Origin of the sequence: Acidisoma sp. (assembly GCF_965199065.1) — a bacterium.
Lineage (GTDB): Bacteria > Pseudomonadota > Alphaproteobacteria > Acetobacterales > Acetobacteraceae > Acidisoma.
In genome coordinates this window covers 447,032-467,126 of sequence record NZ_CBDAQN010000003.1, presented here as the reverse complement: position 1 = coordinate 467,126, position 20,095 = coordinate 447,032, and the positions used below count along the sequence as shown (strand labels likewise).

At 62.3% G+C, this 20,095-nt stretch carries 15 protein-coding genes and 1 pseudogene; 11 read left to right on the top strand and 5 right to left on the bottom strand.

The window, feature by feature from the left end:
• The first annotated feature begins 17 nt into the window (after window positions 1-17).
• Both ACOEQ1_RS10350 and ACOEQ1_RS10345 read left to right on the top strand, forming a co-directional pair.
• The gene (locus ACOEQ1_RS10350; protein WP_419759167.1) at window positions 18-1,004 is read left to right on the top strand and encodes an ABC transporter permease; all 987 of its coding nucleotides are present in this window, start codon (window positions 18-20) and stop codon (window positions 1,002-1,004) included.
• Window positions 1,005-1,077: 73 nt separating this feature from the next.
• Complete coding sequence (locus ACOEQ1_RS10345) at window positions 1,078-1,767, top strand: cysteine hydrolase family protein (protein ID WP_419759166.1); 690 nt, start codon at window positions 1,078-1,080, stop codon at window positions 1,765-1,767.
• Between the two features lie 68 nt (window positions 1,768-1,835).
• On the opposite strand, the gene ACOEQ1_RS10340 is transcribed toward ACOEQ1_RS10345, so the two are convergent.
• Window positions 1,836-2,771, bottom strand: coding sequence for a hypothetical protein (locus tag ACOEQ1_RS10340; RefSeq protein WP_419759165.1), 936 nt, complete (start codon window positions 2,769-2,771; stop codon window positions 1,836-1,838).
• Between the two features lie 292 nt (window positions 2,772-3,063).
• Between ACOEQ1_RS10340 and ACOEQ1_RS10335 the strand changes: the two genes are divergently transcribed.
• Both ACOEQ1_RS10335 and ACOEQ1_RS10330 read left to right on the top strand, forming a co-directional pair.
• Window positions 3,064-4,293, top strand: coding sequence for a putative DNA modification/repair radical SAM protein (locus tag ACOEQ1_RS10335; protein ID WP_419759164.1), 1,230 nt, complete (start codon window positions 3,064-3,066; stop codon window positions 4,291-4,293).
• The gene (locus ACOEQ1_RS10330; protein ID WP_419759163.1) at window positions 4,290-5,768 is read left to right on the top strand and encodes a UdgX family uracil-DNA binding protein; all 1,479 of its coding nucleotides are present in this window, start codon (window positions 4,290-4,292) and stop codon (window positions 5,766-5,768) included. Before ACOEQ1_RS10335 ends, ACOEQ1_RS10330 begins: the two co-directional genes overlap by 4 nt.
• Before the next feature lie 45 nt (window positions 5,769-5,813).
• Here the strand turns inward: ACOEQ1_RS10330 and ACOEQ1_RS10325 are convergent, their stop codons facing one another.
• Together ACOEQ1_RS10325 and ACOEQ1_RS10320 are read right to left on the bottom strand one after the other, a co-directional pair.
• The gene (locus ACOEQ1_RS10325) at window positions 5,814-6,200 is read right to left on the bottom strand and encodes a response regulator (RefSeq protein ID WP_419759162.1); all 387 of its coding nucleotides are present in this window, start codon (window positions 6,198-6,200) and stop codon (window positions 5,814-5,816) included.
• 284 nt (window positions 6,201-6,484) lie between these two features.
• A complete protein-coding gene (locus tag ACOEQ1_RS10320) occupies window positions 6,485-7,804 on the bottom strand; it encodes an AGE family epimerase/isomerase (RefSeq protein WP_419759161.1) in 1,320 nt (439 codons plus the stop codon).
• A gap of 154 nt (window positions 7,805-7,958) precedes the next feature.
• Between ACOEQ1_RS10320 and ACOEQ1_RS10315 the strand changes: the two genes are divergently transcribed.
• The 3 genes from ACOEQ1_RS10315 (at window position 7,959) to ACOEQ1_RS10305 (ending at window position 10,179) form a co-directional block, all read left to right on the top strand.
• On the top strand, window positions 7,959-8,633 hold the full coding sequence (locus ACOEQ1_RS10315; RefSeq protein ID WP_419759160.1) for a DUF1345 domain-containing protein: 675 nt from the start codon (window positions 7,959-7,961) through the stop codon (window positions 8,631-8,633).
• Window positions 8,634-8,821: 188 nt separating this feature from the next.
• Window positions 8,822-8,998 (top strand): hypothetical protein, encoded by a 177-nt coding sequence (locus ACOEQ1_RS10310; RefSeq protein WP_419759159.1) that lies wholly within the window; start codon window positions 8,822-8,824, stop codon window positions 8,996-8,998.
• Window positions 8,999-9,099: 101 nt separating this feature from the next.
• Window positions 9,100-10,179: an AI-2E family transporter gene (locus ACOEQ1_RS10305; RefSeq protein ID WP_419759158.1), complete on the top strand. Its 1,080-nt coding sequence runs from the start codon at window positions 9,100-9,102 to the stop codon at window positions 10,177-10,179.
• A gap of 75 nt (window positions 10,180-10,254) precedes the next feature.
• On the opposite strand, the gene ACOEQ1_RS10300 is transcribed toward ACOEQ1_RS10305, so the two are convergent.
• Together ACOEQ1_RS10300 and ACOEQ1_RS10295 are read right to left on the bottom strand one after the other, a co-directional pair.
• On the bottom strand, window positions 10,255-12,906 hold the full coding sequence (locus tag ACOEQ1_RS10300) for a glycosyltransferase (RefSeq protein ID WP_419759157.1): 2,652 nt from the start codon (window positions 12,904-12,906) through the stop codon (window positions 10,255-10,257).
• Window positions 12,907-13,037: 131 nt separating this feature from the next.
• The gene (locus ACOEQ1_RS10295) at window positions 13,038-14,768 is read right to left on the bottom strand and encodes a Hint domain-containing protein (RefSeq protein ID WP_419759156.1); all 1,731 of its coding nucleotides are present in this window, start codon (window positions 14,766-14,768) and stop codon (window positions 13,038-13,040) included.
• 268 nt (window positions 14,769-15,036) lie between these two features.
• Between ACOEQ1_RS10295 and ACOEQ1_RS10290 the strand changes: the two genes are divergently transcribed.
• The 4 genes and pseudogenes from ACOEQ1_RS10290 (at window position 15,037) to ACOEQ1_RS10275 (ending at window position 19,668) form a co-directional block, all read left to right on the top strand.
• Window positions 15,037-15,990 (top strand): hypothetical protein, encoded by a 954-nt coding sequence (locus ACOEQ1_RS10290; protein WP_419759155.1) that lies wholly within the window; start codon window positions 15,037-15,039, stop codon window positions 15,988-15,990.
• Between the two features lie 674 nt (window positions 15,991-16,664).
• Window positions 16,665-18,467, top strand: coding sequence for a cation:proton antiporter (locus ACOEQ1_RS10285; RefSeq protein WP_419759154.1), 1,803 nt, complete (start codon window positions 16,665-16,667; stop codon window positions 18,465-18,467).
• A gap of 24 nt (window positions 18,468-18,491) precedes the next feature.
• Window positions 18,492-18,758, top strand: a pseudogene (locus ACOEQ1_RS10280) (DUF2721 domain-containing protein); the annotation flags it as partial.
• Between the two features lie 619 nt (window positions 18,759-19,377).
• Window positions 19,378-19,668, top strand: coding sequence for a hypothetical protein (locus tag ACOEQ1_RS10275; protein WP_419759153.1), 291 nt, complete (start codon window positions 19,378-19,380; stop codon window positions 19,666-19,668).
• The last annotated feature ends 427 nt before the right edge of the window (window positions 19,669-20,095 follow it).

Below are 20,095 nucleotides of genomic sequence, written 5' to 3'. Positions count from 1 at the left end.
AACAATCAAGGCTTTCAATGGCAACTTCCGAAACGCCCGCGCCCAAGAACCACCGGTTCGGGTTCACCTCCCTGGTGAGCGCGGTGAACGAACTCACCATCGTCGTGGGCTTTGTCGCCATTTCGGTTTTTCTGGCGGTCACGACGCCGACCTTTCTCACCTCCGCCAACATCCTCTCGATCCTGCTGGCCAGTTCGCTGATCGGCATCGTCGCGGTCGGCGAGACCTTCGTCATCGTGACGGGCGGCATCGACCTGTCCGTCGGCTCCGTTGTCGCCTTCACCGGCGTCATGGCGGGTCTGGCGCTGAACGCGCATCTTCCTGTGCCGGTCGCAGTGCTCATCGGCATCGGCATCGGCGCGTTGTCGGGCGCGTTCATCGCCTTCGCGGTCACGATGCTGAACATGAGTCCATTCATCGTCAGCCTCGCCGTGCTGGCCATGGCGAGAGGCCTCGCCTTCATCGTCACCAACGGCAATACGATCTTCTCGTTCCCTGACGCGTTCGACAACATCGGCGGCGGCAATCTGGGGCCCTTTCCGGTCGCGGCGCTCATTACTCTGGCTGTGTTCCTGGTGGCAGGTCTGGTGCTGCAGCGGACAGTATTCGGCGCGGAGGTCTATGCCGTTGGCGGCAATCGCGATGCGGCGCGTCTCGCCGGCATTCCGGTCACGCGGACGCTCGCCTGCGTCTACATCATCAGCGGGGCGCTTGCGGGCCTCGGTGGCGTCATCCTCGCCGGGCGCCTCGACAGCGCTCAGCCGATTGCGGCCACTGGGCTTGAACTCAATGCCATCGCGGCCGTGGTCATCGGCGGCGCGTCGCTCTTCGGCGGCAAGGGCAGCATTCTCGGCACTCTGCTTGGGGTTTTGATCATCGGCCTCATCAATAACGGACTGACGCTCAAGAATGTGCAGCCCTTCTGGGTGCAGTTCATCCAGGGCGCGGTCATCTTCGGCGCCGTGCTGATCGACAGCCTCAACCAGAAACGCCGCCGGACCTAGGGCTCGACCAGGGCGATTGCACCGCTCCGGGGCACCCGATAGGGTATTGCGTCGAGGTCTTGAAGGGCAGCCCGTGGATCAAACACGTCCCTCGTCCGGTTCGGTCGAGGCTGAACCCTACCCATTTCCGCTCGCGGTTGCGGCCACTGCGCTCGTCGTCATCGACATGCAGCGCGACTTTCTCGAGCCGGGAGGGTTCGGAGATGCGCTGGGCAACGACGTTTCGCTGCTTCGCGCGACGATCGATCCCCTGGCAGCGGTGATTGCGGCGGCGCGGGCGGCGGGCATGGTCGTCGTCCACACCAGGGAAGGGCATCGCGCGGACCTTTCGGACCTCTCACCGGCAAAGCACCGGCGCGGCAACTTCGCGCTGAAGATCGGTGATAGCGGACCCATGGGACGCATCCTGGTGCGCGGGGAGGAGGGGCACGACATCATCCCCGAGCTTGCGCCCATTGCCGGCGAACCGGTGATCGACAAGCCCGGCAAGGGCGCCTTCTATGCGACCGACCTTGAGGCCATTCTACGTAGCCGCGGGATCGCCCGTCTTGTCGTCTGCGGCGTGACGACTGAGGTGTGCGTCCATACGACCGTGCGCGAGGCCAACGATCGCGGCTTCGACTGCCTGGTGCTGTCGGACTGCACCGGTTCCTACTTTCCGCATTTCCATGAGGCCGCTCTTGCGATGATCAAGGCGCAGGGCGGCATTTTCGGTTGGGTTGCGTCATCATCTGCGCTGCTCGCGGCCTTGTCCGGCGCGTAAAGCGCACGCGGCCTCCCTGTCTGCGCCGTCGGCAAACAGGGTTCCAGGGCTTCGTCAGGAAGCGGGCCTTAGAAGACCTTGTGGTCGATGCCGAGAAGGACAATCGTTGTGCCGTCTCCAAGCGTGATTGTGTCGGAGCCGCCCGTCACTTGCTCGGTCAGTGGCGTGGTATAGCCGGAGAAGAGCATGTTGTCCTGAGCGTTGAAGCCCAAGATGTACTCGCTGCCGCCGGCATGGCCATTGACGAAGCCGAAGACATCGGGGCCAGACCCGGCTGTGATAATCGAGGAGCCGCCGCCGCCGATGACCGTGTCTGCGCCGCCGCCGAGCAACGCGACCAGCGTTCCGCCGCCGTTCGGGTTGGTGTCGATCTCGAAGTTGCCTGTCGTGGTCGTGGCGTTCACGATGGTGACGGCGGGGTTAGGCGGACTGCCCGTGCCTCCTATGATGTGATCGCCCGTGGAGGCGCCCGTGAGGTTGATGAACGTCCCGCCGGAGCCGCCGATGAGCGTGTTGCTGCCGCCGGTCCCCGCATTCAGCGTCTCCATGCCGGACCCGGCCGTAATCGAATCGTTGCTTGAAGTGCCTCCCGTAAAGGTAAGGCTGCCGTAGCCGCCCACGACTGTCGTGGACCCGCTGCCGGCGTTCACGGTTGAGGCGCCGTTGCCTCCAATGACCGTGGAGGGCCCGGATCCCTCGTTAAGAACGGAGGAATTGCCGAGCAGCGACATGTAGGGCGCACTACCGCCAGCCGACACCGTATCGTTCAATCCGTTGAATGAGATCAGGCTTGCGCCCGAGACGGTCGTTTGTATGTTATCGGCAGTCACCGCGGCGACACTCGGATAGACCGTGGATCCACCGACACTAAATGCCCCAAGGCCAAAAATGGATGTGACGGTCGTTCCGGCGTTGAAATCGTTGGAGAAGGTCGTCTGTCCGGGCCCGCTGGTGAAGTTGCTCGCAATGGTGCTGCCGTTAACTGTGGTTATGCCGCTTACCATAGGCCGCTTAATCCTCTGTTCGGTTCAGGAGCATATCGATCACTCCGCATATTTCGTTTACAACACATAACGAAATGTAGTCCACGAGTTTATGTTTCGGTAAACACATTATTTCGTAAGTGTGTTTTCTGGGTCTCGCGGTGGCCCGGGACTGCCGCCCTGGCCCGCCTGCAGGCGTTTGGCGGGCGGAAGCTCCGGGTTGTGCGGCCCTGGCGGTGACAAAGGTGTGCAATCTTGCACCTTGACCTGACCGCCCAGGAGAACAAAGTGCCAACCTGATGGGGAGTGGGCTATGCAGACGGTTCTGGAGAAACTGGCCATCCTGGCGGACGCGGCCAAATATGACGCCTCGTGCGCCTCATCCGGCGCCGAGAAACGCAATTCCCTCGCGTCTCGCGCCATCGGGTCGACCGAGGGCATGGGTATCTGCCACGCCTACGCGCCCGACGGCCGCTGCATTTCGCTGCTCAAGGTTCTGCTGACGAACTACTGCCAGTTCGATTGCCACTATTGCGTCAACCGCGTCTCCTCGAACGTCCCCCGGGCGCGGTTCTCGGTGCAGGAGGTCGTCGACCTCACGCTCGGCTTCTACAAGCGGAACTACATAGAGGGCCTTTTCCTTTCATCGGGGATCATCAGGTCGCCGGATTATACGATGGAGCAGGTGGTGCGCGTCGCCGAGTGCCTCCGCCACGACCACGCCTTCGGCGGCTATATCCACCTCAAGACCATCCCGGATGCCGACCCTGCCTTGCTCGATCGCGCCGGGGCGGTCGCCGACCGGCTCTCGATCAATGTCGAACTGCCGCAGGAGGCGAGTCTTGCCCGGCTCGCGCCGCAGAAGAACCCGGCACGTATCCGGCGTGCCATGGGGGGCATCCGCCTCAAGATCGAGGAGGCAAAGGAGGCTCGCCGGGAATCTCGCAAGGCGCCGCGGTTTTCTACCGGGCAGAGCACGCAGATGATCATCGGCGCGGACAGCGCTGACGATCTTGCCATTCTCGGCACCGCGCGCACGCTCTACGGCAATTACAAGCTGTCGCGCGTCTATTACTCTGCCTTCAGCCCCATCCCCGATGCGAGTAAGATTCTGCCGCTAACCCGGCCGCCGCTGATGCGGGAGCATCGGCTTTACCAGGCGGACTGGCTGCTCCGCTTCTATGGCTTCGAGGTCGAGGAGATCGCGGACGGCAGCAGCGGCGGCATGCTCGACCTTGGCATCGACCCGAAGCTTGCCTGGGCATTGCAGCATCGGGGCCAGTTTCCGGTGGATGTGAACACCGCGGCGCGGGAGGTTCTGCTGCGCGTTCCGGGGTTCGGAACGAAGTCGGTGAAGCAGATGCTGTCGTCCCGCCGTTGGCGGCGGCTGCGGCTCGAGGATATCGCCCGCCTCTGCCGGGGTGTGAAGACCTCGATGCCCTTTATCGTGACTGAGGATTGGCGTCCCGCCGGTGGTCTCGACCGGCTCGATTTGCGGGACCGTCTGGCGCCTCCAGCCGTTCAAGGCGAGCTGTTCGCGTGAATCGTGTTCGCCTCGCGCACCAGACGGATTTCACCGGATGGCGCGATGCAGCCCGGCAGGCGCTTCTGGCCCGGGTTTCCCCCGACATGCTCGATTGGCGTGTCGAGGGGGAGGACGCACCCGATCTGTTTCTGGCAGAAGGCGTAGAGGCGGCCCCTGTCGCACCGGGCGCCGCCGTAATGCAGCCTAGCGGGCCGCGGGTGCCGCGCGCCTTCATCAGTCTCGCCGAGACCGTCATCCTGCATCGCGACCCTGGCCGGTTCGCGCTTCTCTATCGTCTGCTCTGGGGAATGCAGCGCCAGCCGAAGCTGCTGGAGGATGCAAGCCATCCGGATGTGCATCTCGCCGAGCAGGTGGCGAAGGCCATCCGCCGGGACATCCACAAGATGCACGCCTTCGTCCGCTTCCGGGAGGTCGAGACCCCCGACGGCGCGGCCCACTTCATTGCCTGGTTCGAACCCGACAACTTCATTGTCGAGGCCGCCGCGCCATTTTTCGTCCGTCGCTTCACCGGCATGCTCTGGACGATCCTTACCCCGGACCGCACAGCGTCCTGGGATGGCGAGCACCTGACCTTTGCCGCCGGCGCCAGACAGGAGCAGGCGCCGACGAGCGATCGGCTCGAGGTTCTATGGCGCGCCTACTATGCCAATATCTTCAACCCTGCGCGTCTGAAGCTCGCGGCGATGACCCGCGAGATGCCGAAGCGCTACTGGAAGAACCTGCCGGAGGCGGAGCTGATCGGCCCGCTGACAGCGCAGGCCGCCGCGCGAGAGGATGCCATGGTCAAAGCCAGCCCTACCGAGCCACCTCTGTTCGCGGCGGTCGAGGCGCGACGGCGTCCGGACGCGCCTGTTCCGGCCGATACGGGCGAGCGCCCGCAGACGCTCGGCGAGGCACGGACGGCCGCGGCGGCCTGCCGGCGCTGCCCGCTCTGGGAGAACGCGACCCAGACGGTGTTCGGGGAAGGGCCGGAGGGCGCGCGGCTCATGTTGGTCGGTGAGCAGCCCGGGGACCGCGAAGACCTGGCGGGGAAGCCATTCGTCGGCCCGGCGGGCGCGATGCTCGACCGCGCGCTTGCGGAGGCGGGAGTTCCTCGGGCCGAGGTGTACGTCACCAATGCCGTCAAGCACTTCAAGTTCGAGCCTCGGGGGAAGTTCCGGCTGCACAAGACGCCTGAGACGCCGGAGATCACGGCCTGCCGCTGGTGGCTGGACACGGAGCGGGCCCTGGTGCGGCCTCGATTGACGGTCGCACTCGGCGCTTCGGCGGCACAGGCGCTGCTGGGCAGGCGCGTCACCATCGGGCGGGAGCGGGGGCGTCCGGAGGAATTGCCGCAGGGCGGAGCGTTATGGATCACGGTCCACCCGTCATATCTTCTCCGGCTGCCGGATGAGGCGGCCAAGACCCGAGAGTATGGGAAGTTCGTGGCAGATCTCGCCGGCGCCTGGGATTGGCTAGGCGCCGCCGGCTAGGCGCCGCCGGCTAGGCGCCTAGGCGCCTGGGGTAGGCGCGGCCGGTCAGGCGCCTCGGGGTAGGGCGGCCCCGGCCAGAAACGCGCTGCGGACCGCCTCGATCAGCCGGCTCGGCTTATAGGGTTTGACCAGGGTGAGAACACGCCCGCCAGGCAGCCCGGCGCGATCCAGCGCATCCGGCCGCCCTGTCGTGTAGATGATCGGCATGCGCGGGAAGCGCTCACGCACGATCCGTGCGAGGCAGATGCCATCGGTCTGGCCGGGCATATGAATATCCGTCACAAGGACGTCAAAGCTGGTTTCAAGAGCGCCGAGTAGCTGAAGGGCCTCGTCCCCGGTTTCGGCGGCAATCACGGAGAACCCTGCATCCTCCAACTCCTCGCCCATGATCGTGCGTATGAGCCACTCATCCTCGACGAGAAGGATGCACATCAGCCAGACACCATTGCGCGTTCGCAATCAAAAGTTGTTAGATCGTCGATTGATACGACCATTTTTACTCGTGGATGGTTTGTAACCCCATGGCAAGTCCAGTTGTGCTCCGGGCGGGGAAAATTCCGTTCAGGGCAAGCAAAGTTGATCGGTCGCAGTCTGATCCGCCCGCGGAACCGCATTCCGGCGAGCCTCAAACCGCTACTCAACGTTGGCTTGACTATGTGGCCAAGCACCGCAAGGTGCGTCCGCGGATCGCCCGACAGCGAAAACGTTCCAGTTACTTAAGGATCGGGTAAGACCACTGAATCCTGGACGGCAGAGGTATCGCCTGCCGCTCGCCTCACCATTTCGCCCAGGCTGCCTGCCGCCGGATAGAGCGGTATCAGGAAGCTCTGCAGCAGGTGGTAGATATCCGGCTTGCCCTTGAAGAAGCGCGGTCGGGGCGTGAGGCTGTCGTCGAGTTCCGGATGCCAGCCGCCCTGCGCCACATCGGCCATATGCGTGGTCATCCAGTTGAGCACGCGCCGGTACCACGCCTCGTAGAACGGGTCGCCGCTTCTCGCGCCCAGGAAAGCAGCGGCGGCAATGGCCTCGCAGCAGGGCCACCAGAGCCGGTCGCGGATGAGCGGAGCGTTTGCGTAGTCGAGCGTGTAATAGAAGCCGCCGGCTGTGTGGTCCCAGCCGTCGGTGACGGCTTGCCGGAACAGCCCTGAAGCGGCTTCGGAAAGCCAGGCCAGCCTCTCCGAACCCAGCACGTGCAACTGCGACAGCAACCGCGACCATTCGAGCGCATGGCCCGGCGTGGTGCCGAACGGGCGGAACATGTCGGAGCCGCGATAGTCGAGGTCCGGTTCCCACGCCGCGTTGAAATGCTCCATCACGTGCCAGCCATGGGCGCGCGCCACACGCCCGATGACGAGGCTCGCGATGCTTTCCGCGCGGTCGAGGTAGGTTCGGTCGCCGGTGGCCTCGTACGCCGCCATCAAGGCTTCGGTCAGATGCATATTGGCATTCTGGCCGCGATAGCCGCTGATCGGGCTCCAATCCTCGGCGAATTCCTCGGCGCTCGCACCGTGCTCGCTCTCCCAGAAACGCCGTTCCAACACCTCGCTCACATCCCCGAGGAGGCGGTCGGCCTCGGGGAAGCCCGCCATTTTGGCGGAAGCCGCCGCCAGCAGTACAAAGGCATGACCATAGGCCTGCTTGGAGGGCTCGCCTCCGGTGCCGGCCTGCCAACGGTAGCCGCCGTGGGCAGGGTCGCGGTGCAGCGTCCATAGCGAATTCAGACCGTGACGGACGATTGTCTCCGCCCCCGGAAGCCCCAGCATATGGGCGATGGCGAAACAATGGACGACGCGGGTGGTGGTGACGAGCTCGCGCACCGAGGTGTCCCGGCGAGGCTGGCCGGCGCTGTCGAGGTCGAAGAAACCACCCGCCGGATCGATCGAGGTGAACTGGAACTGGCGCCACAGGGCTTCGGCCCGGTTCTCCAGCCATCGACGATGGAAGGGGCGCGTTGTCCAGGGTGTGCCGAGGCCCTCCTCCGGCAAGACGGTGGCGTCGTTGCCCGCGTTGGCGGTCGGGTTCGTGGCTGGCGCCATTTCCGCTTCTCCCTCTTTGTCTCGCTCGGTTTCCCACGCTCCAGTCGCAGACCCGGCGGCGCCAGGCAAGGCACCTCCCCGCGCCGAGGCCACCGCTTGCCGTTCACGCCAAGGCGTGGCCTCTCCAACCCATGCCGCCCGTGAGGACCCTCCAATGCAACGAGTCGCTCTGTTCATCTCCAGCCGCAGCCACCTGCTGATCGGCATTCTCGCCGGCATCATCGCGTCGCTTGTGATCCCGGTGCGGGCTCTGCTCGTGCTTCCCGGCAGCCAGGCGCACATCATTATGAGCTGGGATGTGGGCGCGGCCGTGTTCCTCGTGCTTTGGGCGGCCACCATGATCCGCACCCCGATCTGGGACATGCCGAAGCGGGCGATGGCCCAGCAGGATGGCGAGTGGACCGTGTTCGCGCTGACGCTCGCCGGCATCGTCGCCAGCATCGTCGCCATCGTCATCGAATTTCGCGACATCGCCAATTTGAAGCACGAGGCCCGCGCCGTTCATCTCGGTTTGGTCATCGCGACATTGCTGGTCTCATGGCTGACCATGCAGCTGGTCTTCGCCTTGCGCTATGCCCACGAATACTACTCGGTGTCGGACGGTAGCGGCAGCATGGATGGAGGGCTCGACTTCCCGAAGGAACCGGAGCCCGACTACTTCGACTTCTTTTACTTCGGCATGGTGTTAGGGATGACCTTCCAGGTGTCCGACGTGAACATCACGTCCCGGAAGATCCGCCGCCTCGCTACATTGCACGGCTTCATCGGCTTTGTCTTCAACACGGTCATCCTGGCCCTGACGGTCAATATCGCCGCCGGGCTGCTCTGACGCTGCTTCGGAAATGGCTTTCGGAAGCCCCGATGAGGCTATTTCAGGGCAAACCGTGACACCCTTGTAACGCTTTGGCCTCCCCATCTTGACGCAGGCGGCAAGTCGCTCATTTCTCAACAAACTGAAGATCATCCCGGTCTCGGTGGAAGCAAAGCGGCCCAGGCCGTCTAAGAGGAGACACTAGCATGATGTTGAGGCTTCGGTCAGCGCGCGGTATCGTCATGGCGATTGCTTTGGCGGCCGCGTCATTCGGTGGCATCGCCTCCGCGCAGGCGCAGTACTACTATCACGGGCACCACTATCATCACCGGCATTGGGTCCATGATCACGCTCACCCGCATGGCTACTACGGCTACAACTGAGCAGTAGTCCGCGGCCACCGCGACCAAGCGGTGGCCGCCCGTCTGCTACCGTGACGCTTCTGGCGGTTGCACAATGACGGGCGGGGTGGGAGATAGCGCCGATGACGCTCCCGACAACCGCTCCCGCTGCTCCACCCGCCACACGCGCGCAGACCGTTGCTTTCGGTGTTCTGGCTCTTGGCTTCCTGTTGCTGGGCCTCCTTACCCTCAAGAACTTTCTCGACGCGCTCGCCTGGGCCGGCATCTTTGCCATTGCCCTATGGCCGCTTTACGAAAAGGCCGTCGCCCGCTTCCCGCCGGGCCGGCACAACATCCTCATGCCGAGCGTCTTCACCCTCGGCGTTGCCTTTCTGTTCATCCTGCCGCTCGGCGTTGTCGGCGTTCAGCTCGCAAGCCAGGCCGACAAGGCCCAGGACTGGCTGCAGGATGTGCGGGCCAACGGCATCGCGGAGCCAGCGGCGCTCGAACACCTGCCGTTTGGCCAGGCCCAGCTCGACCACTGGTGGCAGCAGAATCTCGGCACGCCTGCCAATGCACAGAAACTCGTGCAGCAGGCCACGCGCGGCCATGTCGCGCATGTCGGGCAGCTGGTCGGCGAGCAGGTGATCCGGCGGCTGACGGACTTCGTCTTCACCCTTCTCACGTTGTTCTTCCTGTTCAAGGAGGGGCACAGCCTCACCCGGCAGACGCGGCGGGTTGCCACTCGCGCCTTCGGGCTTGGTGGCGAGCGGATCGGGCGGCAGATCATCGCCTCGGTGCATGGCACGGTGAACGGCCTCGTGCTGGTGGGGCTGGGCGAGGGCGTGCTCCTCGGCATCGTATACGCGGTGGCCGGGGTGCCTCAGGCAACCGTGCTCGGCCTGCTGACGGCGGTCGCCGCCATGGTGCCCTTCGCGGGTTCGATCATGTTCTCGATCGCGGCTTTGCTGCTGCTGGCGCAGGGTTCGATCATCTGGGCGATCATCGTCTTCGTGACCGGCATGATCGTGATGTTCGTAGCCGACCATTTCATCCGTCCGGTGCTGATCGGGGGCGCCACCCGGCTGCCGTTCCTCTGGGTGTTGCTGGGCATCCTCGGCGGCGTCGAGGTCTGGGGGCTGCTGGGTCTGTTCATCGGCCCCGCAATCATGGCGGCGCTCATTCTGCTATGGCGGGAATGGGCGGGCGAGGGCCCGGTCTGATCTGGCCCACGCGACGAAGCTCGGCCTGGTCGGCGAACCGGATTTCGCACAAGTGGTTCAACGCAGCGCGAGACCCTACGCGCTTAGCCTCTCTGGCCGGCTCTGAGACCCGGCATATGCTGTTTTCAACCAATGTTTTCCGAGCCTCTTGTGAGAAGTTCGACAATGGATCGCGACGTGCGACCAGATCGAGAATTCGTCCAGCACATGGATCCGGTTGAGATATTCACGCCAGCCATCACCGGCTTCCGCCATATCCGCGACGAAGGCCCGGCTGAGCAGGCCCGGTCCGGTTAACATCCAGACCTTGTCTCGGTCGCCGCGATTGATCGCGTTCACGGCGGCGACAAGTGCCCGCCGCAGAATCGGATGACCAGCTTTCGCAGCCATCAAGTTGTTGCATAAATGTCCGGTGTTTTCCTGCCAGAAGAAGGCTTCTGCCTCGTCGGGAATAATCTCGGACAAGGGTCGGATGCAGCGGTCATCCATATCAACCCAGACCCCGCCGTCATGGTCGAGGAACGCAAGCCGGAACAGGTCGGCTTTAGTCGTGGCGTCCGTGCAGTGGAGGTAGGCCTTGACGACGGCTGCTGGAAAATGGGCCGCCAGATAATCCCGTGCACTCTCTTCATTGAACAGCATGTGGCGGTAACCTGGGTTTCCGTCACGCCAGGTCTTGCTGAGGTCCGACAGGTCAGGGGGCGGGATGATGGCATCCCAGAATTGGCCGATGATCCTGGGGATGTTCGTTGTCTGCTTGACAGCCGGACCCGCTCCGACCGGCGCATTGAAAAAGCCTTCCTCGCGCAAGGCTACAAGAATCATGGCAGCAGTAGGGATGTGATCAGGCCGCTTTTTCGCAAGCGAAAGCAGCGCTGAAATGCGGTGGATGGGATCGAGGGCCTTGAGTGCCATGAGTTCGGTCAACGCGCGGCGGTCGATCAGAAGATCGTTCAACATCTGCCCTTCGTGCGACTGCGAAGCGTTTGTTGTGGTTCCACGGATCTGCCGAGCCGGTTTATCGAGGGCTGTTATCAGCACGTGGCAAGCCACTGCCTTGTCGATATCGAGCGTCTTGACGTGCTGCGAGAACAGAGTGTTGAGAACGCCCCTGTCATTGGGCAGCAGACGCAGCGCCTGCTCCAAAAGCATGATCCCCTGTTTCTCGTCATAGATGCGCAACGCGAGACGTGCCTTCGCAGCCAGATGTCTCACCTCCTCGTGGCAGGTCTGCACCGGTGCCTGATCAAGGCATTTCAGCACGACATCGATTGATGAGAGTTTGAACTCCAGGTCGAAGCAGTCTGCCCAACGACCGAAATGCGCGGGGTAGGCATTGTGCGCCTGCCGAGCCTCTGCGAGCGCCTGATGAAGCTCGCCCGTTTCCCGCAGGATACGGATACGCGCACCCCAGACGTCCGCGGTGCGGCTGAAACGAGATTCCGTAGCCTGATAAAGACGGTGCGCTTCCTCTGTCTCACCAAGGTCATAGAGAAGCTGCATTACACGAAGGTGATGCCCGGCGTGATCTGGGGCGAGCGCCTGAACACGCTGGAAATGGCCTAGTGCAGTTTCTCTGTCTTCCAGCGCGTTAGCCTGTTCTCCGGCTTCGGTTAAAACGGCAACATCGTCGGGTCTGCGCGTGAGAGCGGTTTCAAGCGTTCTCCGAGCGGCTGCGCCGTTACCGGTTGCGCGGTAATGCCGCGAGAGCATGGTCAAGATGCCGACATCCGCCGGCTGGAGCACTGCCAACTCCTGTAGCACCGATAGGCATTCCTGCTCCTCCCCGGCGGCCTTGAAGGTGTCGACATGGCAGCGTAGGGCAGCGACCTTATGCTCCGGTCCTATGGCGCCCAGTTGATCCGCAGCGGCATGGGCCGCCGCGAAGTCGCGCCGATCAACCTCGATCTGCACCATACGCCGAAGAGCGTCGGGTTTTCGCGGTTCCTGAGCCCGCGCGGCGGCAGCGTAACGGAGCGCCGCGGCGTGATCCCGACATGACAGCTCAAGATCGCTCAGCACTAGAAGAAGCGTGTAGGTGGCAGGGCGGTCGAGAAGAACGGCACGGGCTTCGTCCAGCCTGCGGAGCTGCCTTAACTCCCGTGCGAGATCAGCGGCGCAGGCTTCCGAATGGGCATGTGGCGGAAGATCAACCCCGGTCCGCAACGCCTCTATCGCGGCCTCCCTCTCTCCGGCTGCACTATGTATCTGTGCTTTGAAATGCCAGGCCAGAGCCTGGTGCTGCTTGTCGATGCCGGCAAAGCGGTCGACCAGGGCGAAGGCAGTGGCAAAAGCCCCTTGGCGGCGATGGAGGCTGATTAGCTTCTGGAGCGGTAGATCGGCTTTGGCGTCAAGCTCATGCGCGGCCTCATAGCAGGCAAGTGCAAGCTGATAGTGCCCCTGCCTCTCATCCAACTCCCCCAACTTAATCTGCAGGAGGAGAGTCTTGGGGCTCGCGGCCAGGAGATCTCGCGCATCCCCCAGTTTTCCCAGATGCCACAAGGCTTCGCTGCAGGCGATGGTGCCTGCCTCATCGGTCGGCCCGGCCGCAATTGCCGCGCCGATGGATCGAAGAGCACCTTCCTGGTCGCCTTCCAGGCTGGCGCAATAGCAAAGGCCAATGAGCGCATGAAGGTGTTGTGGCGCACTCTGAAGGATGCGCTTGAAATTGTCCCGGCTGCTTTCAAGCTTGCCTTGGGCTTGAAGCGACTGCAGCCGGTTCAGCATCCGAAAACGCTTCTTCTAAATGCGGCAAGAGAGTTGATGGCGCTCCGACCGATCCACTTCGGAAGACTGCGCCAAGCGTAGCAACGAGGAAGGTCGCTGGCGCAATAGTCTTGCCGGTCGACAGTCGGCGATCAGGCGACCTGCTGTGAAGCCTCCCCAAATAGCATTTCACCGCGCTCCACGACGCGTTTCTGAATCTCGATCGGCACCTGCCGATACGACTGAGCGCGGGGGAACTGCATCTCCCTGATGGGGCTTTCACCGTAGAGCGCCTCATGTTCGTGCCAGTTGTCGAACGCCATGCGGTGAATGTTGTCGACAAAGCTCTCGGCAGGCAGGCCCTCGGCAAGGATCAGCGCGTGCTCGATGAGTTCCACATGGTAGTAGGTGAAGACTTCAGGAACGTTCCGCTCCCGTATGATCGACACGCCATTCACCAGAGCCGCTGCTTGCACCAGGATATCGTCAACCAGCACCGCGTGCTCGGGTGAGACAAGCAGATCGCGTTCGGGCTGGTTATCGCCCAGGGCGCCTGCCCGTATACGGATCGGTAGCACCCGCAGCGGGTCGGCGAAACGGGTCGAGACGGTGTTGCGCCCGATCCACCGGATAGACATCGTAGCTCCAGCGAAGGTCACGACATCGTCGCCGATGGCGAGTTTCTCCACGGGTACGTCTCCGGACGGTGTGCGGATCAACGTCCCGGGAAAATAGCAGACTGCGAGCACAAGGCTCCCGTCGGATGCGGCATTCAGCTTGTAACCGCCGGCAACCGCGTTGGCTATGTCAAGGGCGTAGGTGTGACCGCCGGCCGAAACGGTCACGATGTCCCCTGCCACGGTATATTTATCGCCCGCGGCGGAGGTCAGAAAGCCGAAATCGAAACTATCTCCGCCAACGAAGCCGCTGATGAGCGTCGTTGGCACCGAGTGACTATCCACGATGTCGATAATGCTGCCGGTTTTGGCCAGATCGATGCCGGAAGTGGCGACGGCTCCCCCCGCCAGTTCCAGAGTGCCCCCTGAAACGAGAGTGTGAGCAGTGACGCCGCCCGACACGAACTCTACGCCGCCTGTCGCGATGGTGGTGCTGACGGCCGAGCCTCCGGCCACGACGGTTTCCGTGCCACCTGAGTCGACAAAAGTCTTTGTCGACTCAGCTCCCGAATTAATTGTTTCAATACCGCCCATTTTGACGGTCGTATTGGCAGCGGTGCCCCCTGAGAAAACCCGCTGGCTGCCGCCGGCCGACACGATCGTCTTGGTTGCGTCCCCGCCCTTGAGGACGTACTCGATAGCGCCTCCGCCAACCGTCAGTCCCGTGGCTTCCGCCTTGGTATCGGACGTGAATCCAGAAAGAGGGTCGTAGAGCGCGATACCGGTCGACATCACGACGGAGCCGGCTTGGACCGCTGGGGGGTCCAGTATGCCACCTGGCAGTACGACCACGAACCCGCCGCTGAGAACCTCCGTATCGCGTGCGACTGCTCCTGCGGAAACCACCTCGCCCGCCCCGGCACGTACTTCCGTCTCAATGGATGAGGCGCCGGAATTTAGGAACTGGGCGCCTGAGTCATCAGTTTTGGATACAACCCCACCAGCGCCGACAACTTGCTCCGCGCCCGAATTGCTTAACGTGGTCGCGGTCGCAGTGCCACCGGACAACACCGCCTCTTCGCCATCGTAGAAGATAGTAGCGCTGGTGTCATGTCCGTAGACGGAGATGGTTCCGCCTGGGATGCGATAGGCTGCAGAGAGATCGATCCCGGAGCCTCCCGAAAGGATGACGATCGAGCTGCTGCCGACCACGTCTTTTCCCGAGAGGGTGTAGCCGCTTGACACAGTCGTGGTTGTAGCTGTCACAAAAACGATCCTTATCGGTTAACAACATCAGGGGGATTAGTACCCAAGGGATTACGATCCCTCGATACAATGCAACGCGTTCCAGGCTTCGTTTTGAACGTTATCTCGTGAAAGCATCAGCATTGGTCTACATCATCGCGAGATAGCAAGGCTATTCGTTACGCTAAGTTCTTGCGTAAACCCTAATCTCATGGTTACGGTATGAGCACAATGTCTAATTTTGGTTGCAGTGGTCTGATGGAGGTCTAACGTAACGAGGAGTGGCATCTTGGAACTGCTCGGGCTTGCAGAATGGAGAGAAGGAAAGGCAGCGACAGCTTGCCGGCCAAGTAAGGTCGGTAGAGTTCCAGGTGAATGCCAATCGATCGAGGACGCCGGCTTCTGGACGATCAGAAGCGACGCGGTCGTTGCATTAACGGAGCAGAAGAACTTCAGCACCGCGACACTCGCCCACGCCGTGGCACTGGTTGACCAGCAACGCGGCAACTGGGTCCTCAACCGGGTCATCAATGACCGCGGGCAGTTCAACGGCGCGTTGACCATGCTGGATCTTCATCTTTCCAGTGGCGGGGCAGGCTTCGCGCTGACGGACCTTCGGAAGGAAGTAAAGAGATACGGGTTTGGGAGCCCCAACCGGGTAACGGCGTTAGCGGGTGTCCTACTCTCCGGCCATTTCCTCACGCCTATCCCCGCGGCAGACTTGCGCTTGCGGAAGCTTGCGCCGACCGGACCGTTCATTACGTTTTATCGAGAGCGTGTCCGTTCGCAGCTTCAGGCGCAGACGCTGGTTAGTCCCGAGATGCGGCCAGTCATCGGAGCCCTTGCGGAGCCGTCCTTCCTGGCCAACTTCCTTCACGGACATCTGACGCTTTATCGCTCGGGAATGAAGGAGACGAGGAACGACCCGGGCCTCAGCGCACTTGCCGAGCGTGCCAATGCCCTGGTGATGCTGTACGCCATCTACGTGGCCGAAGCGCATGGGACATCGGCGGCGACCTCGGCACTCGCTCGAGACTTCGCGGTCGCCCGGAGCCACGTGGTATCGGTCATGAAAGAGGCGGAGGGTTACGGGCTGATCGTGCTTGACGGGTCGACCCGTTCATTCCGCCCAACCGCATTGCTGCGCCGTGCCCTTGATCTGGTGTTTGCCACCACTTTTCTGGTGCATGCGAAGGCCAATGAATTCGCACTCAAGCGGCAGATCCTGTTCTATCCGCGTTAGATGACCTTCATGGAAAGGCATCTGGATTCGGGCGCTCAAGCCACGTGATAGGGCGAGCAGATGAACACGGCGAACGGCTTGGCGCAGTGTGTTCTTGCGACGGCTCTTTTCGTGGGCACTTCGCAAGCCGATGGCAGCGGAATCTTCTACCGGGAAGCGGGGCCTTAGAACGCTCCGGGGGTCATGCTCACGCCAGACAACAAGGGTCGGCGGCTGCTATTTTTTACGCAGGATCTTCTGTTTAGCGCGTCATTCTGCCGCGTGCTTCTCCGCTAGCTGATCTTCAGAGGATGCAGCCTCTTGCCTTCTCAGCAGGCTCCATCGGCGTTGGCCCTGCCGCACGCTGCGGCACAAGCAGGCGCAGCTTTGGCGATTGGCGATACCGACAAGCTCTCCATTCCATGCACAAAAGGCATGGAGTCTTCCCGCCGGGAGTGACTATAGAGCTTGCGTGGCTGCGCCCTGAGGGATGCGACACTTTGGTGAGAGGCAAGTGCGGGTGCGGTGCGGCGATCGCGTCCGACCGGCGGCCCGACTGAGGCTCCCGCCTCTGGTCGGATGGTCGGCTTAAATCTTGCCGGATGTTGTTCCATGTCAGCGCAAGTTTCAGGTCGGATTCACCACAGGCCAGGGGCCACCGCGCAGCGCCGGCGTTCGCCGTTATGGGGCGTCATATGTGCCGGCCGATCAGGCCGGACTTGCGCCCGCGGTGCAGGGTGGAAGAAGCGCTTGGCGCTGTAAGGTACCTAGTCTTCAGAAAGGGCGAGAACTTCGTGATGGACGCCACCGTGCTGCGGGCGCTCGTGCCTGTTATTCTATTGTTGGCACTTGGTGTCGCCGCCGCGATCTTGAGCCGGTCGATGCGGCTCAGCCCGATCGTCGGCTATTTGCTGCTCGGAATCCTGTTGCGGGCGAGCGGCGCCTCGGCTCTCGTTGACACTCATACTGTCGGCGTGCTCGCAGAACTTGGTGTGGTGTTCCTTCTGTTTGACATCGGGCTGCACTTTTCTCTGACCCATGTGCGCCGGCAGGTTCAAGACATCTTCGGCTTCGGACCACTGCAAATTCTGTTTGGTGCGGTGCCGCTTGGCCTGCTGGCCCTAGCAACGGGACTGACGCCCGGCCCCTCGGTCCTTGTCGGCTCTGTTCTCGCCCTAAGTTCGACTGCCGTCGTCGCGCCTCTCATCGCGGAGCGGCACCAGCAGAATTGCCCGGTCGGACTGACGGCGACGGCGATCCTCGTGTTTCAGGACGTAGCCGCGATCTTCCTCCTCATTATCGCGGGCTCCTTGAGCGGGGGCGCCGTGTTGCCTGTGGCTGCGGGCGCGCTGGCGAAAGCCGCCATCGCTTTCGCGGTGGCCGTGTTGCTGGCGCGCTTCGCGATAAAGCCGCTGTTCAGGCAAATTGCCCTTAGCGGGCAGGAGGAAGTGTTCACGGCGACGGCTCTTCTCATTGCGCTGGCCGCGGGATGGGCGACAGGGCGCATTGGCCTGTCTTTGACGCTCGGTGCATTCCTCGGAGGCATGTCGATCGCGGAGACCCCCTATCGGCCGGTCATCCAGGCGGAGATCAAGCCTTTCAGAGGACTGCTGCTCGGTTTCTTCTTTATTGCGGTCGGCTTGTCCCTGGATGTCGGCGCATTGATAAGACAATGGCCGGGCATAATCGGCGTTGCCGCGGCGATGGTCTTGGTTAAGATTCTGACCAACGCATCCGCCAGTCTCGTATTTCGCTGGTCGGTGCCGGGCTCGCTGCAGCTCGGCTTTCTCCTCGCCCAACGCTCGGAGTTTGCGTTCGTCATCCTGAGCCTGCCGGCGGTGCGCGCGCTGGTGGGTCCGACCAAAGTCTCCGTTCTGGTCGCTGCCGTCGCCCTCAGCCTCGCGGTCACGCCCAATCTGGCGGAGGTGGGAAGACAGGTCGCGGGGAGACTGCGGCGCCAGGCGGCCAAAGAGGATGATCCCGAGATTCTGCTCCAGGGCACCGCTGCGCCGGTTCTGATCGTGGGTATGGGCCACGCCGGACGCACCCTCGCTGACGGGCTGCACGCCTTCGACATCGGCTACAGTGCCGTTGAGCGCGACCCGCGGCGCCTCAGCGAGGCAATCGCCGACGGTTACGCTGCGGTCTTGGGCGATATGGCCGACCCACGGATTTGGAATTTGGTCGCGGCGCCTGGCCGCAGGATAAATGCGTTCACCGCCGTGACGCTCGACATGGCACGCGATCTCATGCCGTTGGGGCTTAGGCTTTACCCGGACCTGCTGCGTTTCACGGTGGCTACCGACGCGGCTGAAGCGGAGCAGTTCGAAGAGCTTGGCATGCGGGCCGTGATTGACGCTGGCGGCCCGCCGGGGCTGGCGTTCGCTGCCGCGGTGCTCGGCGAACTCGGCATTCCGGAAGCCGCGTTGCAAGACTGGGCGCACCGCCAGCGCCACCGCGTGATGCGCGGATCAGGAGAACCCATTGTGGCCGCGTGAGCTCCAACGGCGGATACGCATGCGCATCTGGTGCGCCTGGCGAGGCGTCGGCTTATGCTCGACGCCTCCGTAGCGTTCGGCGCCATAGGCGGGGGCTCGACCTGCGCCGCCGCCTTTGTTCTTTTTCTGGGAAGCGTGCGGGAAGCCGCCATAGCCAACTGGTTGATTGGCCTCTTTGCCGTCGCGCTCGCCTGCACCGTGGCATCGCTGCTGACACTCCTGGGCGATAGCCTGCTTGCCTGGCATAGCTTGCGCCGCGAGTGGCCGTTGCCGCCGACGGCGCAACAGTGACCAACAAAAGCACCGTGTCCAGGCCAATTTGCCGCCGCGCGGCAGAGATGCTTCTGCGAGAAGCCACGCCTTTGGAGGTTCGAAACCATGCGTCACCATCATTAGACTGATCGGAGCGGCGATCCGGTTATGCGTCGCCGGCGCTGATCGGCGTTCTGGGATACCATCTTCATTGGAAGGGCATCCTGCTCTTCCTGCTTTGGCGCGCTCCTATCGTGCCGGAGCACCATTGCAGGCTCATAATGCCGCCCTGCGCCATTCGCGCCATTCCACCGAACAAGTGTGGGTCCCGCTTGAAAGGGCATGCACGATCATTGAGGGATTTGTAGCGGACGTTATGCCCGTATGCACTTGCGTGAAGCATCGCACTTCGCCGTCGCCCTGGAGCGACTCCGCGGGCACATCAAGGCCACGAGCAGTCTTTGGTTCTGACCAGAGAACGTGTTGAAACACGCCAGAGAACCTAATTCGATGCCTAAAAGGCATTGGCCTCGGAGCACCTCTACCTTCTATCCACCGAAGCGACGGGAGCGAAGCTGTTGTCCCCAAGGCGCTTGTCGACCCGCACCGAAACCTATTGCGTCGCATAGATAACGTGTCCAGGAAAAAAGGTAGTGTGATGTCTTTGACCAAAGCTCTTATTATTACCATCGGATTTGCGGTATGCGGCGGCCCTGCATTCGCTCAGGCGCCACAGACCTGCACACAGCAAGATATAAAGTTGAAGTATACGGAGATCGGACAGCTCGTCAGAGCGGAAATGGCGGGTGATCTCTCCTTTGCGTCGCAGATGATGGACCAGATGCACGCGATCCAGGACCAGATGACCTCGGGTGAGATCAACTCTTTCCAATTCTGTCGCGAGTACGACGCTCTGATCCAAGAAATGAAATATCACAGCGGTCACTAGGACTTGAATCAGGTGGCGTCAGGTTGTCGCAAAACTCTGTCTCCTCTACCAATGTCGAACGGGTGGTTGCTGACACGTTGCTGACGGTTCACCGCTTTCCTCATCGGTCCAGACGTTAGCAGAGGTTCGAGCGCTGATTGATACTGCTTCCAATAATTTGGGATAGTGATGGGTTCGTTGTTGCGACGTAGCCGCTGAACAGTCTTGCAAGACTGTTCATTCTTGCGCTGTTTGGAAGGGGAGGAGGACGAGGGTTCCCTTCCGGATCCGCGTTTGAACGATCGTTGATCGGCAGGCTGACGATGTCGTGGATATGGAGCCCACGCGTTCGGTAGAACGTGGAGTTCTGTTGCAACTTATGCCGCAAGTGGTTCTGTAACGTCTTTGGACGCCGCTGTTTTTAATCATCATGTTGAAACTTGGTCAC